The 15327-nt window shown below is 67.3% G+C and carries 17 protein-coding genes and 1 tRNA gene; 7 read left to right on the top strand and 11 right to left on the bottom strand.

The window, feature by feature from the left end:
• Positions 1-31 precede the first annotated feature (31 nt).
• The 4 genes from IRG63_RS12315 to folE are packed head-to-tail and all read right to left on the bottom strand — an operon-like array spanning position 32 to position 3596.
• Positions 32-775 carry a pyrimidine reductase family protein gene (locus tag IRG63_RS12315; RefSeq protein ID WP_370566261.1) on the bottom strand — a complete coding sequence of 248 codons (744 nt, stop codon included), beginning with the start codon at positions 773-775 and terminating at the stop codon, positions 32-34.
• A 6-nt stretch (positions 776-781) separates the two neighbouring features.
• Complete coding sequence (gene folP / locus IRG63_RS12310) at positions 782-1657, bottom strand: dihydropteroate synthase (protein ID WP_349236127.1); 876 nt, start codon at positions 1655-1657, stop codon at positions 782-784.
• Positions 1657-2910: an NAD(P)/FAD-dependent oxidoreductase gene (locus IRG63_RS12305; protein ID WP_168626365.1), complete on the bottom strand. Its 1254-nt coding sequence runs from the start codon at positions 2908-2910 to the stop codon at positions 1657-1659. The genes folP and IRG63_RS12305 overlap by 1 nt, the downstream gene beginning before the upstream one ends.
• Positions 2911-2957: 47 nt before the next feature.
• Positions 2958-3596 carry a GTP cyclohydrolase I FolE gene (gene folE / locus IRG63_RS12300; protein ID WP_227412148.1) on the bottom strand — a complete coding sequence of 213 codons (639 nt, stop codon included), beginning with the start codon at positions 3594-3596 and terminating at the stop codon, positions 2958-2960.
• 66 nt (positions 3597-3662) lie between these two features.
• Between folE and IRG63_RS12295 the strand changes: the two genes are divergently transcribed.
• From IRG63_RS12295 to IRG63_RS12280, 4 genes are all read left to right on the top strand, one after another.
• The gene (locus tag IRG63_RS12295; protein ID WP_168626364.1) at positions 3663-4322 is read left to right on the top strand and encodes a metalloregulator ArsR/SmtB family transcription factor; all 660 of its coding nucleotides are present in this window, start codon (positions 3663-3665) and stop codon (positions 4320-4322) included.
• 70 nt (positions 4323-4392) lie between these two features.
• The gene (locus tag IRG63_RS12290) at positions 4393-5085 is read left to right on the top strand and encodes a response regulator transcription factor (protein ID WP_168626363.1); all 693 of its coding nucleotides are present in this window, start codon (positions 4393-4395) and stop codon (positions 5083-5085) included.
• A gap of 37 nt (positions 5086-5122) precedes the next feature.
• Positions 5123-6784 carry a cell wall metabolism sensor histidine kinase WalK gene (locus tag IRG63_RS12285; protein ID WP_168626362.1) on the top strand — a complete coding sequence of 554 codons (1662 nt, stop codon included), beginning with the start codon at positions 5123-5125 and terminating at the stop codon, positions 6782-6784.
• An 83-nt stretch (positions 6785-6867) separates the two neighbouring features.
• The gene (locus IRG63_RS12280; RefSeq protein ID WP_168626361.1) at positions 6868-7158 is read left to right on the top strand and encodes a WXG100 family type VII secretion target; all 291 of its coding nucleotides are present in this window, start codon (positions 6868-6870) and stop codon (positions 7156-7158) included.
• A gap of 239 nt (positions 7159-7397) precedes the next feature.
• On the opposite strand, the gene groL is transcribed toward IRG63_RS12280, so the two are convergent.
• From groL to IRG63_RS12255, 5 genes are all read right to left on the bottom strand, one after another.
• Positions 7398-9026, bottom strand: coding sequence for a chaperonin GroEL (gene groL / locus IRG63_RS12275; protein WP_168626360.1), 1629 nt, complete (start codon positions 9024-9026; stop codon positions 7398-7400).
• A 104-nt stretch (positions 9027-9130) separates the two neighbouring features.
• On the bottom strand, positions 9131-10177 hold the full coding sequence (locus IRG63_RS12270) for a DUF3048 domain-containing protein (protein ID WP_193510311.1): 1047 nt from the start codon (positions 10175-10177) through the stop codon (positions 9131-9133).
• 72 nt (positions 10178-10249) lie between these two features.
• Positions 10250-10456 (bottom strand): cold-shock protein, encoded by a 207-nt coding sequence (locus IRG63_RS12265; RefSeq protein ID WP_168626358.1) that lies wholly within the window; start codon positions 10454-10456, stop codon positions 10250-10252.
• A gap of 101 nt (positions 10457-10557) precedes the next feature.
• A complete protein-coding gene (locus tag IRG63_RS12260; protein WP_168626357.1) occupies positions 10558-11118 on the bottom strand; it encodes a LytR C-terminal domain-containing protein in 561 nt (186 codons plus the stop codon).
• A 27-nt stretch (positions 11119-11145) separates the two neighbouring features.
• Positions 11146-11442 carry a DUF3263 domain-containing protein gene (locus IRG63_RS12255; protein ID WP_193510310.1) on the bottom strand — a complete coding sequence of 99 codons (297 nt, stop codon included), beginning with the start codon at positions 11440-11442 and terminating at the stop codon, positions 11146-11148.
• Between the two features lie 157 nt (positions 11443-11599).
• Here IRG63_RS12255 and IRG63_RS12250 point away from each other — a divergent pair, with 157 nt between their 5' ends.
• On the top strand, positions 11600-12694 hold the full coding sequence (locus tag IRG63_RS12250; RefSeq protein ID WP_193510309.1) for a hemin ABC transporter substrate-binding protein: 1095 nt from the start codon (positions 11600-11602) through the stop codon (positions 12692-12694).
• Here IRG63_RS12250 and IRG63_RS12245 read toward each other — a convergent pair.
• Positions 12682-13644: a DUF2332 domain-containing protein gene (locus tag IRG63_RS12245; RefSeq protein ID WP_193510307.1), complete on the bottom strand. Its 963-nt coding sequence runs from the start codon at positions 13642-13644 to the stop codon at positions 12682-12684. The genes IRG63_RS12250 and IRG63_RS12245 overlap by 13 nt on opposite strands.
• Positions 13644-14399, bottom strand: a complete 756-nt coding sequence (locus tag IRG63_RS12240) for an HtaA domain-containing protein (RefSeq protein WP_193510306.1) — start codon at positions 14397-14399, stop codon at positions 13644-13646. Before IRG63_RS12240 ends, IRG63_RS12245 begins: the two co-directional genes overlap by 1 nt.
• Positions 14400-14535: 136 nt before the next feature.
• Between IRG63_RS12240 and msrB the strand changes: the two genes are divergently transcribed.
• Both msrB and IRG63_RS12230 read left to right on the top strand, forming a co-directional pair.
• The gene (msrB, locus tag IRG63_RS12235) at positions 14536-14937 is read left to right on the top strand and encodes a peptide-methionine (R)-S-oxide reductase MsrB (RefSeq protein ID WP_168626352.1); all 402 of its coding nucleotides are present in this window, start codon (positions 14536-14538) and stop codon (positions 14935-14937) included.
• A gap of 235 nt (positions 14938-15172) precedes the next feature.
• Positions 15173-15245: transfer RNA gene (locus IRG63_RS12230), tRNA-Thr, on the top strand.
• The last annotated feature ends 82 nt before the right edge of the window (positions 15246-15327 follow it).

Below are 15327 nucleotides of genomic sequence, written 5' to 3'. Positions count from 1 at the left end.
GCTAACCGATACCCCCCGAACAGGGGAAGACCTAGCGGTCTTCAGTTTTTTCGCGACCGTAGCGCAAGAGCAGGGTGGAACCGGAAGCGAGCGCCCGCTTCAGGGTCAGCTGTCGCGCATCCGGGAGCGTCCCGTTCGCGATTCGCCGCGCCGGACCGGACTCCAGTCGCGCGCTGATGGTGATGCACAATTCGTCGACCGCGTCGGCGGCCAGCAGGGTGCCGAACAGCGTCGGCCCGCCCTCGCACAGGATGTGCGCGAGCCCCCGTCTGCGAAGTTCGCCGAGCATGGCGTCGACATCGACCAGCTCCTGGCCGCAGACGATGACATCGGCGAGCGCGTCGAACCTGGCGCGTTCGCCGGCGGGAGCGCGCTCAGTAGTGATGACGATCGGCCGCACCGGGGCATCCGTGAAGATCTTGGATGCGGGGTCGAGGTCGAGCGAACCGGACACGATGGCGAACACGGGATGCTCGGGAAGTCCGGCCGCGTGCCGCCAGCGGACGGACTCCGCGCTCACCCGCATCGCCTCGTAGCCCTCGATGCGCACCGTGCCCGCCCCCACGAGCACGACGTCGCACACTCGGCGCAGCAGCTGGAAGAGCCGCTTGTCCGCCTCACCGGAGAGCCCGCCGGACTGACCGCGATGGGTGGCGGCACCGTCGACGCTGCTGACGAAGTTCATCCTGAGCAGCGGTTCATCCGTCACGAGCTCTGCGATCAACGCGGCGTCGTCCAGCGTCTCGCCGAACTCGACCGAGTGGATGTCGCTCACGTCACCTCAGATGTTGTGCCTCGTGAAGGCCGGCTCGCGCCAGCCGAGAATCGCTTCGGTCATCCGCACCGCGTCGACCGCCGCACGCACATCATGCATGCGCAGGATGCGAGCACCCTCCATGACGCAGAAGACCGCCGCGGCCAGGGTGCCGGCGAGCCGCTCGCCCTGCTCCCGGTTGATGGCCTCGCCGACGAAGTCCTTGTTCGAGACCGCGGCCAGCACCGGATAGCCGAGAGCGACGACCTCACCCAGCCGTCTGGTGACCTCGAGAGTGTGGAGCGTGTTCTTGTTGAGGTCGTGGCCAGGGTCGATCACGATCCGCTCGGGCGGGATGCCGGCATCCAGTGCCCGCTCGATCCGGTCTTGCAGAAAGCCGATCACATCCAGGACGACATCGTCGTACTCCGGTCGGGGCGGTTCGGCGCGGGGCGGATGCAGCGAATGGGTGAGCACAATGGTCGCATCGGAGTCCGCGACGGTGGCTGCCATCTCGGGGTCGTACAGTCCGCTGGAGTCGTTGATCACCGCAGCGCCGGCGGCGATGGCTGCCCGGGCGACGCGCGCGTTGAAGGTGTCGACCGAGACGACCGCGTCGGTTGCCCTGGTCACAGCCTCAATGACGGGGATGACCCGGTCGAGTTCGTCCTCCAGCGTCACGACCGGGCCACGTCCGAACGGCACCCCGCCGATGTCGACCCAATCCGCGCCATCCGACGCCGCGCGCAGGGCGGCATCCACCGCGGCCTCGAGCGCGAACGTCGCGCCCTTGTCATGGAACGAGTCCGGTGTGCGGTTGATGACCGCCATCACCGCGACCTGCCGGGAGAAATCGAAGTCGCGAGCGCCGATGCGCCTGCGCAGTTCGAGCGTCTGGGCCACTACCGCTCCTCGACCGGGACCGAGTCCTGGGCGAGCGCGTCGAGGGGGACCGACTCATCGGCCAGCGCGTCGAGGTCTACCACCCGCTGGCTGCGGATGAGTCGCTGCACCTGGTCGTTGACGTCCCACACGTTGACATTCATGCCTGCCACGACCTTCCCGTCAGCGACCCAGAACGCGATGAACTCGCGGCTCTCGCGGTCCCCGCGGTAGACGATCGTCGCGTCCTTGGTGAGCGACCCGAACCCGGAGTACTCCATTCCGAGGTCGAACTGGTCGGTGTAGAAGTACGGGATCTCGTCGAACACCGTCGGCTCGCCGAGCATGGAGCGCGCGGCCGCCGGACCCTGATTCAGGGCGTTGGCCCAGTGCTCGTTGCGCAGCCGCTGCTCCACACGCGGGTGGAACGCGTTCGCGACGTCGCCGGCGGCGAACACATTCGGGTCGCTCGTGCGCAGCGCAGCGTCGGTAGCGACGCCATTGTCGATCACAAGGCCAGCTGCCTCGGCCAGCGTCGTGTTCGGAATCGCACCGACACCGATCAGCACCAGGTCAGCCGGCACCACCTCACCGTCTTCGAGTTCCACACCGGACACCCGTCCGTCGCCGACGATGCGCTTCACCACGACGCTCGGGCGCAGCACGACGCCCTTCTCGCGGTGGAACTCGGCGAACATGGAGCCCAGCTCGTCGCCGATCGCGTTGGCAAGCGGGATCGGGTCACGCTCGAGGATGGTCACCTCGTTGCCGAGGGTGCGTGCGCTCGCGCCGACCTCCATCCCGATCCAGCCGGAGCCGATCAGCACCAGTCGGCGGCCGCCGTCCCCCAGTGCCTCGTGCAGGGACTGCGAGTCTTCGATGGTGCGCAGGTAGTGCACGCCGTCGAGCTGCCCTCCGTCGATTGGCAGGCGCCGCGGTGACGCCCCCGTCGCGAGCAGCAGCTTGTCGTAGGGCAGCAGCGATCCGTCGTCGAGCAGGACCCGCTTCTCGGCGAGGTCGAGCTTCTGCGCCGACCGGCCCTGCATCAGGTCGATGTCGTGCTCGCCGTACCAGTCGGCGGGGTGCACGTAGGCGGCATCCAGCCCCTCCGATCCCGCGAGGTAACCCTTCGACAGCGGCGGACGGATGTACGGAACGTGCGTCTCGGCCGCGACGATGGTGACCTTCCCGGCGAACCCCTTCTCCCGCAGCTCCTCGGCGGCCGATGCGCCGGCAAGCCCGCCCCCGATGATCACAAACTCCTGGTCGTCCATTTTCGCTCCTTCAATCTGGCCCGGTGCCGGCTAAGGATGCCGCCTTCTCAGTCGGCTGTGCCCATCCGGAATCGGCGTTGCTGGTCGGTGTCGTTCAGGTCGCCGAGGAAGGCCGATGTCGTGGTGCGCGCCCCGGCGGACTGCACGCCGCGCATGCTCATGCAGAGGTGCTCGGCCTCGATGACAACCCCGACGCCGCGCGGGGTGAGGGTCACATCGAGCCAGTCGGCGACCTGCCTGGTCAGCCGCTCCTGCACCTGCAGGTCGCGGGCGAAGTACTCGACTGCGCGGGCGAGCTTGGAGAGCCCGATGAGCCGGTCGCCGGGCAGGTAGCCGACGTGGGCGATGCCGCGGAATGGAAGGAGGTGGTGCTCGCACAGCGAGTGGAATGGGATGTCTCGCACGAGCACGAGTTCGTTGTAGCCCTCGTCATTGGGGAACGTGGTCGGCGAGAACTCCACCGGGGTCAGCAGTTCGATGAACGCCGCCGCGACCCGACGCGGGGTGCCGACCAGGTTCTCGCTGTCCACATCTCGCCCAAGCGCTCGCAGCAGTTCGGTGACGGCGATTTCGGCCTTGGCTTGCGTGTCCTCGGTATCCACGGCGTGGAGCGTCGCGACCGGATGAAGCTGGGCGGATGGCATCCGCTCGGCGGATTCTTCAGTGAACTCCAGCGCCTGGGTCATGGCAGCGACACTAGGTCGGGAAATTTCTTTTGTCAAGATATGTTGTTTTAAAGCTAGGATATGAGCATGCGAGAACTGCCGAACCCGATCTCGGCCATTGCAGCGGTCAACGACCCCCAACGCCGCGCGCTGTACCAGCTGATCAGCGCGAACGACGAACCGATGACGCGCGACCAGGCCGCCGAGGCCATGGGCATCCCCCGCGCCACCGCGGCCTTCCATCTCGAGCGCCTCGTCAGCGAAGGGCTGCTCGCGACCGAGTTCCGCAAGCTCAGCGGCAAGGACGGCCCGGGGTCCGGACGCCCGTCGAAGCTGTACCGACTGGCGAGAGACGAGTTCACCGTCTCCATCCCGCCGCGCAATTATGAGCTGGCAGGCGAGCTGCTTGCCGCCGCGGTCGGCGAGGCGGATGCGACGGGCGACCCGGTCCGGGACGTGGTCAGCCGGGTCGCGACCGCCAAGGGCATCGAGCACGGCGCGGAAGCCGGCAGCCTGCCCACCGCCCTGAGCGCAAGCGGTTACGAGCCGTGTGAAGACGAGGAGGGCGGCCTGGTGCTCGCGAACTGCCCGTTCCACCGGCTCGCGTCGCGCCACGCGGACGTGATCTGCCACGCCAACCGGGAGTACCTGCGGGGCGTCGCGCGGGGTGCTGGCGATGACGCCGATCGCATCGAATTCGTGGTCCCAGAGGGGCACTGCTGCGTACGGATCGCTCCCAGCCAGTGATCGAGCACTGCTCGCAACACGACCACCAAGCATTCAGGAAGTACTCAGACAACACGCAGATACTGGCGGCATGAGCGACGGACCCAAGATTCTCATTGTCGACGACGAGCCCAACATCCGGGACCTGCTGACCACCAGCCTGCGCTTCGCCGGCTTCGCCGTCCGTGCCGTCGGCAACGGCGCCCAGGCGATCTCCGCGGTGCTCGAGGAAGAGCCCGACCTGATCATCCTCGACGTCATGCTGCCCGACATGAACGGCTTCGGCGTGACCAAGCGGCTGCGGTCATCCGGCTATACCTCCCCCATTCTCTTCCTCACCGCCAAGGACGACACAGAAGACAAGATCACCGGTCTCACCGTCGGCGGCGACGATTACGTCACAAAGCCGTTCAGCCTCGACGAGATCGTGGCGCGCATCAAGGCCATCCTGCGCCGCACCATGCAGGACGAGGAGGATGCGATCATCCGCGCGGGCGACCTCACCATGGACCAGGACACCCACGAGGTGACCATCGGCAGCACCCCTGTCGAGCTCAGCCCCACCGAGTTCAAGCTGCTCCGCTACCTGATGCTGAACCCGAACAGGGTGCTCAGCAAGGCGCAGATCCTCGACCACGTGTGGGAGTACGACTTCAACGGGGACGCCGGCATCGTCGAGTCCTACATCTCCTACCTGCGTCGCAAGCTGGACCAGTACACCGAGGAGCCGGTCATCCAGACCAAGCGCGGATTCGGCTACATGCTCAAGGCCGCGAAAGTCTGAGCGTCCGCCTCAGCCGAGGCGACTAGCCTGAACCCTGATGCACGAGCGCCTCTCGCAGTGGTGGAACCGCGTTTCCCTGCGCACCAAGATCACCGGAGTGACCGTACTCCTGGTGACCCTTGGCTTGCTTGTCGCCGGTGTCGGCACGATGACCGTGCTGCGCAACTACCTGATGAGCGAGGCGGACCGCAAGGTCGCCACCTTCGCGCTCGACCTCAGTTCGATCGCGATCGGGGTCGACGCCACGTGTGAGCGGACCACCGGTCCTGCCAGCTACTTCGTCGCGATGCTGGATGCCGATGGCGACACCATCTGCAACAACCGGGCCGACAACCAGGCGCAGCCGAACGTCGGTGTGCTCACCGAACCGATCGTCGGCGAGCAGAAGGGCAACCCGATCACGCTGTGGGACACCGCGCACACCCAGCAGTGGCGAGTTGTCGCGGTGCCGTACGTCGCCCCGAACGGGTCTACGGTCACCCTCGCGGTCGGCTTGAACCTGGCCGACACCAACGGGATCATCGCGCAGTACGCCGCCGTCTTCCTCGGCTTCGGGCTGAGCGTCATCGTGCTCGGCGCCGCCCTCACGCGGCTGCTGGTCACCTCCACCTTCGCGCCGCTGCGCGAGGTCGAGGCAACGGCCGCAGCCATCGCCGATGGCGACTTCAGCCAGCGCCTGCCTGGCGCGACCCCGAACACCGAGGTGGGGCGCCTCAACCGGTCGCTGAACACCATGCTCAACCGGATCGACCGGGCGTTCGCCGACCGGGCCCGCACCATCGAGCAGATGCGTCGCTTCGTCGGTGACGCAAGCCACGAATTGCGCACTCCCCTCGTCTCGGTGCGCGGCTACGCCGAGCTGTACCGGATGGGCGCGCTCGGCACCCCGGAGGACGTCGCGCAGGCGATGGAGCGCATCGAGAAGGAAGCGATCCGGATGGGCGAGCTGGTCGAGGACCTCCTCGAACTGGCCCGCATCGATGAGGCGAAACCGCTTCAGCTCGCACCGGTCGACCTGGTGCCCCTCGCGAACGACGCCGCGCTTGACGCGATGGCTTTCGACCCCACCCGCACCGTCTCCGTTATCGTCCAGTCCCCCGCCCCGGTCGAGTCGTCGTCGCTGCAGGAACTCGTGGCTGCGACCTCCGCGCGGGGACCTAAACGGGTCACGAGCAACCCGACCGGCCCGATCGCGTTCGCGGGAGCCACCTTGGCCAAGCTGCGGTCGCGGCGAAAGGGCGGTGCTCCGCAGGTCGAGCAGCGCATCCCGGTCGCGTCGATCCGGCAGTCCACAGAGGGTGCCAGACCGGCGGTGGTGAACGCCGCCGAGAACAAGATCCGCCAGGTGATCACCAACCTGATGGGCAACGCGATGCGGTTCACCCCCGCTGGCAGCCCGATTGAACTGGTGATCGGCGTGGACGAGGACCGGAGCATGGGAACGCTCGCGGTCGTCGACCATGGTGAGGGCATCGCCCCGCAGATCCGGGAGAAGATCTTCCAGCGGTTCTGGCGCGCCGACACGTCGCGCGCGCGCGAGACCGGCGGCACCGGTCTTGGCCTGGCCATCGTGGCCGGCATCGTCGCCGCTCACAAGGGAACCGTCGAGGTGCTCGACACCCCCGGCGGTGGTGCGACATTCCGCGTCTCGCTTCCGCTCCTCCCCACGCCCCAGGCGCCGGAGCCCGCCGCGGACTGACATCGTCACGTCGGGCGGCCATCCGGATGCCTGCCTAGCCTGTGCTGCGAAACCGGGGAACCGCCCCGGCGGAGGGAGCAGCGATGACCCGGTTCCAGGTCGACAGTGAAGCGGTACTGGCGCGTGCCGGGGCGACGAACGGCGCGATCGAACGCCTCCGGGCGGAGTTGAGCGGCCTGCACGGTCAGCTCACCGACCTGACCACCGTGTGGCAGGGACCGGCGGCGAGTGCGTTCCAGGCTCTCGCCGCCGAGTGGCGTGCACAGGCGCAGCACATGGAGGACTCGCTGCGGGCGATGAACCAGGCGCTCACCCACGCCGGCACCCAGTACGCCGAGCTCGAGCAGGCGAACGCGCGCCTCTTCGGGCGCTAGGCGCGCGCATCGCGCGGGTGTTGTTGCCAGGCGCGGGTGTTGCAACACTCGCGCGAGAAAGAAACACCCGCGTCAGTCTGGCGCATAGGCCAGCGGAGCGGGGACGGAATGTGAGGCCGCGGGTGTGGTGGGCGTCTACGGGCGGCGGTCTCACGTTCCGTCCCCGCGTAGCGATCCCCGAGGAACGCCAAAGGGCGGCTCCCGGATGGGAGCCGCCCTTCGTGTCGTGCAGGTTCGGACTAGAAGTCCATGCCTGCCGACGGGTCCATCTGCGGTGCCGAGGACTTCTCCGGCTTGTCGGCGACGACGGCCTCGGTGGTGAGGAACAGACCCGCGATCGACGCTGCGTTGAGCAGGGCAGAACGGGTCACCTTCACCGGGTCGTTGATGCCGGCGGCCAGCATGTCGACGTACTCGCCGGTCTGGGCGTTGAGGCCCTGACCCGCGGGGAGGTTGCGCACCTTCTCGGCGACGACACCGGGCTCGAGACCGGCGTTCAGCGCGATCTGCTTGAGCGGCGAGTCGATCGCGACGCGAACGATGTTCGCACCGGTCGCCTCGTCACCGGTCAGGCCGGACAGCGAGCCGTTGCCGAACGCTGCGGCACCGGCCTGGATGAGCGCGACGCCACCACCGGCGACGATGCCCTCCTCGACTGCGGCCTTGGCGTTGCGCACGGCGTCCTCGATGCGGTGCTTGCGCTCCTTGAGCTCCACCTCGGTCGCGGCGCCCGCCTTGATGACGGCGACACCACCGGCGAGCTTCGCGAGGCGCTCCTGCAGCTTCTCGCGGTCGTAGTCGCTGTCGGTGTTCTCGATCTCAGAGCGGATCTGCTTCACGCGACCGGCGATCTGCTCCGGGTCACCGGCGCCCTCGACGATCGTGGTCTCGTCCTTGGTGACGATGACCTTGCGGGCCTGGCCGAGCATGTCGAGGGTGGCGTTCTCGAGCTTGAGTCCGACCTCCTCGCTGATGACCTGACCACCGGTGAGGATCGCGATGTCCTGCAGCTGCGCCTTGCGGCGGTCACCGAAGCCGGGAGCCTTGACCGCGACCGACTTGAAGATGCCGCGGATCTTGTTCACGACCAGGGTCGCGAGCGCTTCGCCGTCGACGTCCTCGGCGATGATGAGCAGCTGCTTGCCGCTCTGGATCACCTTGTCAACGACCGGCAGGAGGTCCTTGATGTTCGAGATCTTGGAGTTGACGATGAGGATGTACGGGTCCTCGAACACCGTCTCCTGGCGCTCGGGGTCGGTGACGAAGTACGCCGACAGGTAGCCCTTGTCGAAGCGCATGCCCTCGGTGAGCTCAAGCTCGGTGCCGAAGGTGTTCGACTCCTCGACGGTGACGACACCTTCCTTGCCGACCTTGTCGATCGCCTCGGCGATGAGCGCACCGATCTCGGTGTCGCCGGCGGAGATGGATGCGGTCGCAGCGATCTCTTCCTTGGTCTCGATCGGCTTGGCCTGCTTGACCAGCTCCTCGGTCACGGATGCGACGGCCTTCTCGATGCCGCGCTTCAGCGAGATCGGGTCGGCTCCGGCTGCGACGTTGCGCAGTCCCTCGCGGACGAGCGCCTGGGCGAGCACGACCGAGGTGGTCGTTCCGTCACCCGCCACGTCGTCGGTCTTCTTGGCGACCTCCTTGACCAGCTCGGCGCCGATCTTCTCGTACGGGTCGTCGAGCTCGATCTCCTTGGCGATCGACACACCGTCGTTCGTGATGGTGGGGGCGCCCCACTTCTTCTCGAGTACGACGTTGCGACCGCGCGGGCCAAGCGTCACGCGTACCGCGTCGGCCAGGGTGTTCAAGCCCCGCTCAAGGCCGCGACGGGCCTCTTCATCGAAAGCAATGATTTTTGCCATGTGTGTTTCTCGTCCCTCCCGGACGTCCAGATACAACCTTGGCACTCCCTACAAGAGAGTGCTAAACGATTCTGGCACTCTAAGGGGGCGAGTGCAAGCGAGGGTCAGCCGGCTGCGGTGAACTCGACGCTGCCGCGGGTCGGCACCAGTTCGACCCAGGTGTTGCCCGCGCCGAGCCGGATGCCGAACCCTCGGTCATCCGTGAACTGCAGGGGCTCCGTCTGTGATGCCTTCGACCAGGTGCCGTGGATGGTGCCGCCGCCGGTGGAGATCCAAGCCTCCCCGCTGCCCTCCAGCAGCGTCTTCGGCACACCCTGATCGTCGACCACGCCGACGCGCAGCACGACGACGTTCGTCGCTCGCAACTGGTTGCCACTGGAGTCCAGGTCCGCACTGCCCTGCTGGATGCGCAGGTAGGTCTGGCTATCCGGATCGTACGTCCAGCTTCCGTCGAACATGTTGGAGAAGCGGTAGTGGATGGCGGAGACCGGCGCCCCCTCCTTCGCCGCGGATGACGACGCCGCGTCGAGCGAGTATGCCCACTGCTGAGCGGGCGCAGGGATGTCGGCATGTTGGGCGACGACTTCGGTCGCCTTGACGAGAACGTTGTGCGGCGCGCGCTTGCTGTCGGTCCGGAAGAAGGTGTTCGCGGTGTCACCCATGCCATGGATGGCGTTGTAGACGGGCGTTGCCTGCATGAGGTTCACGAAACGCTGCTGTCCACCGGAGTAGGCGATGATGCCGCCGTAGGGGGCGGCGATGTCGGGGTCCATCGGTCGGATGGACCGCACCGGGCCGAGGAGTTCCGGAATGGTCGACTGCCAGATCGCCACGTACCGGGTGATGCCACCCTCGACAAGTTCCTCGTAGACGATGTCGGTGGACTCCAACCCGACCTGCGGGCGGGCATCCCAGTGGTTGTCAACCTTCGCTGCAATGGCGGAGTGCGCGAGAGAACCGGCGGGCACAGTCGTACCGCGCAGCGGCGCGAGCTCGGTGGGCGCGGGCGTCTCGTAGGTGGAGACATAGACCGGCACGGTCGGGCTCGGTGCCGGCTCCGGTGCCGTCGCCGCGCATCCGGCAGCCGTCAGGATGAGAGCCGCTATCCCCGAAAGCGCGGCGGCGCGCGCGAATCCCCCGTGTCGAACCACAGGCACAGACTAACGCCGCCTGGTCTCCCAGCCGGCGTTAGCGCGCGCGTGCCGTACGGTTTGGGTCGGTCGCTACTGTGCGACCCGAACCTGCTCCGCCTGCGGCCCCTTCGATCCGGTGCCGACCTCGAAGACGACCTGCTGGCCCTCTTCGAGGACCTTGTAACCGGACATGTCGATTGCGGAGTAGTGGACGAACACGTCCTGGCCCCCACCGTCGACGGTGATGAAGCCATACCCCTTCTCAGCGTTGAACCATTTAACGGTTCCGTTCGCCATGTGGTGCTCCCTGCTGTGCTGTTACGGCCCTGCCCAAAACCTGGGACGGATGAGCCGATAGTAGCGAGGTTGAGGGAGTTTCGGGAGAGGCGATTTGACCTTTAGCCTGCTGGACGGTAGTCGAGTCCGATGACAATGGTCAGCGGCGATCCGGGGAAGTCGTCGGACAACCGCACGTCGCCCATGCCGAGCGACTGCACGATGCCGCGCGCGGCACCCTCCAGCTCGGGGGCGTTGTAGTACACGATCGTCTCCTCGACATCGTTCGCCGCGGCGTTCGCGCGCGAGCCGGTCCCGAGGTCCGCGCCGGCCCAGCCCTGCTCGACGAGCGAGTTGCCGACCGTGTTAGCGAGCCCGACCGTCGGGGTGCCGTTGAGGATGGTGATCGGGATCTCCGGCGCGATCGTCGGTTCGGCCGTTGGGATCACCTCGGGTTCAGGAAGCGGTGCTTCACTCGCTTCGAAGCCCGGCAACCCGAGTTCGAAGTCGTCGTTCAGCGCCGCGAGCGCGACCAGCCCGGCCAGCACCAGCACGATCGTCGCCAACGCCGCCCATCCGAATGCGATCCAACCGCGACCCTTCTTCGCCGGTGCCCGGTGCGCGCCGACGCGCAGCAGCTCGTCAGGCACCTCGTCGAAGCGGTCCTTCGGGTACGTCGCCATTCTTTCCTTCGGTCAGTCGCACTTGGGTCAGTCGCGCGGTGACCCGGGCAGCCGGCGCGCCGAACGGGCAGCGACTGAATGGTCTCGCACTCGTTGCAGCCGCCTGACCAGCATCGGATCGTGCACGATCGCGGCCGGAGAGTCGATCACAGCGTTCAGCAGTTGATAGTACCGGGCGCCGGAGACGCCGAATTCCGCGCGCACGGCCTCCTCCTTGGCGCCGGCATGTCTCCACCATTGGCGCTCGAAATCCAGAATCCGCAGTTGGAGGTCAGACAATTCGGCGGCGGGAAGCTCCTGCTCCGCTCCGGATGCCTGCGTCACACCTTCTCCTGCCGTCGGTCCGCCGCCATCCTAGGGCGAAGCGTGGCGGCGGCGGCCGAGGCTCGGCCAGCGGGCGAAATCCGGCTCGGTTAGGATTACCTAAGTTGCTTCCCTGCATCCCGACCCGTCCGCAATCCGCGTGGAGAACCGCCTCACAATGACCCGCCGCCTGCCCGCCCTGCTCTCGGGGCTTGTCGTGGTGGCGGTCGCCCTCACCGGATGCCAGGCGGCGACGAGCGAACCCAGCACGGCACCGACCGCATCCGGTCCTCTCGTGCCGTTGGCCGAAGCCGACCTGCTCGACAACCCGAAGGACTACGTCGGCGAGTCCGTCGCCCTGCTGCGCGAACTGCAGATCAAACCGATCACCTCCTCGCCCGCGCAAGAGCTGCCGGCCAAGGTCACGTCACACGACCCGGGGGGCGACCGGAACGTCACCGTGACCGACACGTCACGCATCATCGGCCTCGACATCTCGGGCTCCATCGCGGCGACGATCTACGGGCTGGGCCTCGGCGACAACCTGGTGGGCCGCGACTCGTCGACCACCTTCCCGCCGGTAGGCGAGCTGCCGCTGGTCACGCGCGGCGGCCACACCATCAACAGCGAGGCGGTGCTCAGCCTGCGACCGAGCGTGATCGTCACCGACGGCACCGTCGGCCCTCTGGATGCGCTGCTGCAGTTGCGGGATGCCGGAGTGCCGGTCGTCTTCGTCAAGGCGGAACCCGGGGTGAGTGGTGTCGCCGACCTGACCCGGCAGGTCGCCGCAGCGCTCGGGGCGACGGATTCCGGAGAGCTGCTCGCGACCTCCCTCACCGCGGACATCGACGCGAAGATCGCGGAGATCGCCGCCATCTCCCCGAAGCCGGCCGACCGGCTGCGGATGGTGTTCCTCTACCTCCGCGGCGCATCCGGGATCTACTACCTGTTCGGACAGGAGTCCGGCGCCGACCAGCTCATCGAGGCGGTCGGCGGGATCGACGTGGCGACAGAGATCGGCTGGGAGGGCATGCGCCCGATGACCGACGAGGCGATCATCGCAGCCAACCCGGACCTGATCTTGGTGATGTCAGACGGGCTGGAGAGCGCGGGTGGCGTCGACGGGCTGCTGGAGGCAAAGCCCGCGCTCGCGTTGACGACCGCCGGCAAGAACGAGCGCTTCGTGAGCATGGCCGACGGCGAGATCCTGAGCTTCGGGCCGCGCACCGCCGACGTGCTCGACGCGCTCGCCCGCGCGATCTACGCCCCCTGAATCCATTCCACGAACTGGCCGTGCGGACCGACCCAGGCGAGCGGCCGCTCGTCGAGCCCGAGCACGTATGCGCCGGGACGCTCCTCGGGCAACCGCTCGCGCACGGTCGGCAGGGCGCCGACCGCTTCCAGCGAGACCCAGCGAGCACCGGATGCCCGGATGCGCTCGACGAGGCGCATCCGGGACTCGAACGGCAGGTAGACGAGCATGCCGCTGGTCTGCACCACCGGCGTCGCGCCGACCGGAACGCGGGCGAGGAGGTCGTCGAGGGTGTCGATCGCGTCGCCTCGCAGCAGCAGCGGCGGGTCGGCGGCCACCAGTTGGATGGCGGCGCTCAGTCGTTCGCGGCGTTCATGCTGTTCGGGCCAGATGAGAGTGGTGAGCCAGCGCACGTCGTCGGTGGAGCCCACGTCGAGCGGGTTCAGGTCAGAGCCGGCACGCCACGTCACCTCGGGCAGGACGGTGGGGACGGGTCCCGAGTAGTCGCTGCTGAGCAGCACCGGGGACGGCCCGGTCGGCGGATCGATTCGCTCGCCGCCGAGGTCGTAGCTGTACCGGTCGGGGTAGAGGCACAGTCCGGCGCTCGCGCCGAGCTCGATCAGGGCGAGCGGTCCGTCGATTCGTGCCAGCGCGGGCAGCAGCGCGGCGCAGCGGCGGGCCTCGTTGGTCTGCGTCATCCGGACCCGTGCTTGGCCGGCGACCGCGTCCCAGTTGTCGAGCAGCCAGTGGCGGAACTCGACGTAACCGCCCTCCGGCGCACCGAGCAGGCGCGCGCACGCGAGGATCAGGTTCGGCTGCCGCTTGGGGAACGGCAACGCTTCGATGAGCGCAAGCACGGCGGGGTCGCCTGCGACCCCGAGCGCCCAGTCCTCGTAGACGGCGGAGTGTCCGGCTGCCTCGAGCTCGGCGAAGCGCCGGTACCAATCGGCGGTGGGCGGCGGGGTGGCCATCAGGCGCGGCGGCGGATGACCACGAAGCTGATAATCGCCACGACGAAGAGCAGCACAACGCCGATGGCGATCCACAGCCACACCGGCGGCGTGGCCAGCTGGGCGCACTCCGATTCGGTCGGGATGTCGATCCGGATGCGATCGAACGGCTCGCCCGCTTCGTAGGTTCCGAATGCTGCGGCGCCGGTCGGCAACAGCACCGCTGGCGCATCCCTGACCGTCACGACGTTGTCGGCGCTCGTTGTGACCCCGGCGCGGAGGTCGATGCTGACGAACTCGACGGCCTGCTCCGACACCGCGACACCATCCTGGGTCGTGCCTGCAACGTCCACCAGCAGCACTGCCTCGCGACCATCGAAACGGATGGCGGGATTGGCCACGGTCGTGTTCAAGATGCCGTCGTGCCCGGTGAAGGTGATCGAACCGGTGAACGACACCGTCCCGGTCATGGTGCGGCCATCGAAGTCGCCGTCGCCACCGGACCAGTAGAAAGTGGGCGTCTCATAGCGTGCACCATCGGCGACGCTCCAGTCACCGCTCGCGATCGTGCTGCTGATGTAGCTGCGGAAGGACTCCTTGAAGCCCCACTCCAGATCCGCCCCGGTGACTGCGCAGGTCTGGGATTCGGCCGTTGACGCACCCGACGTGGCAGCTGCGGTGCCGAGCTCGGCGGTGGCCGCCGTGGGCGACTGGATCGCTGTTACCGCGGCCAGCGCCACGAAAAAAGCCAGCACTCGGCTGCGGATGACCTGCACAACTCCCCCTCGGGTGCCCGACAATCGGCACCGTTCTCCAGCCTAACCGGCCGCCATTGGCCGAACCGGGGGATACGGGAACGATTCGGACACAGCGGGCGTTAAATGGAGGGACACGAGCAAGAGGAGCATCCGCATGGCTTACAAAGTGACCAAGAGCGACGAGGAGTGGCGCAGCGAACTGTCCCCGGACGAGTACGCGGTGCTCCGCCAGGCGGCGACCGAGCGCCCGTGGACGGGCGAGCTGCTCGACGAGAACCGGGAGGGCGTCTACCGCTGTAAGGCGTGCGGCGCGGAACTGTTCCGCAGCGAAGCGAAATTCGACTCGCACTGCGGGTGGCCGAGCTTTTACATCCCCACCGAGCAGGACGCGGTCCAGCTGCTCAAGGACCACAGCCTCGGCATGGAGCGCATCGAGGTGCTCTGCTCCAACTGCGGCTCGCACCTGGGGCACGTTTTCGATGACGCACCGCAGACTCCGACCGGTGACCGCTTCTGCATGAACTCGGTGTCGCTGAGCTTCGAGCCACGCGACTGACCCTCCCCGTCGGCTGTTCCTGTTATGCAGGACACTCCTTGTTGTGCAGGACATCCGGCCAAGAACGGGCCCGGATGCCTGTGATTTCCCGCCCGGACGACCGAAAGTCCTGCACAACAGGGGTGTGATGCGGTCGTCCGGCCCCAGCTTGGCGGCCTAGAATCCTGCACAACAGGGTGGTGGGCGCCGAGAGGCTACGGCCTCTCGGCCAGCCATTACTATTGGTGAGGCAAACGCCTCCTTAGCTCAGCTGGTAGAGCACCGCTCTTGTAAAGCGAAGGTCGTCGGTTCGAATCCGACAGGGGGCTCGGGGCTACAAGCCAATGAGCATAAGGGAAGTAGCGGAACAGCAGCACAGAAAGAAACAGGCGAAAACAGGCTAGGTACACA

Origin of the sequence: Cryobacterium sp. BB736, assembly GCF_014980265.1 — a bacterium.
Lineage (GTDB): Bacteria > Actinomycetota > Actinomycetes > Actinomycetales > Microbacteriaceae > Terrimesophilobacter.
The sequence above is the reverse complement of the archived record's forward strand: the minus strand, read 5'-3'. Positions and strand labels throughout refer to the sequence as shown.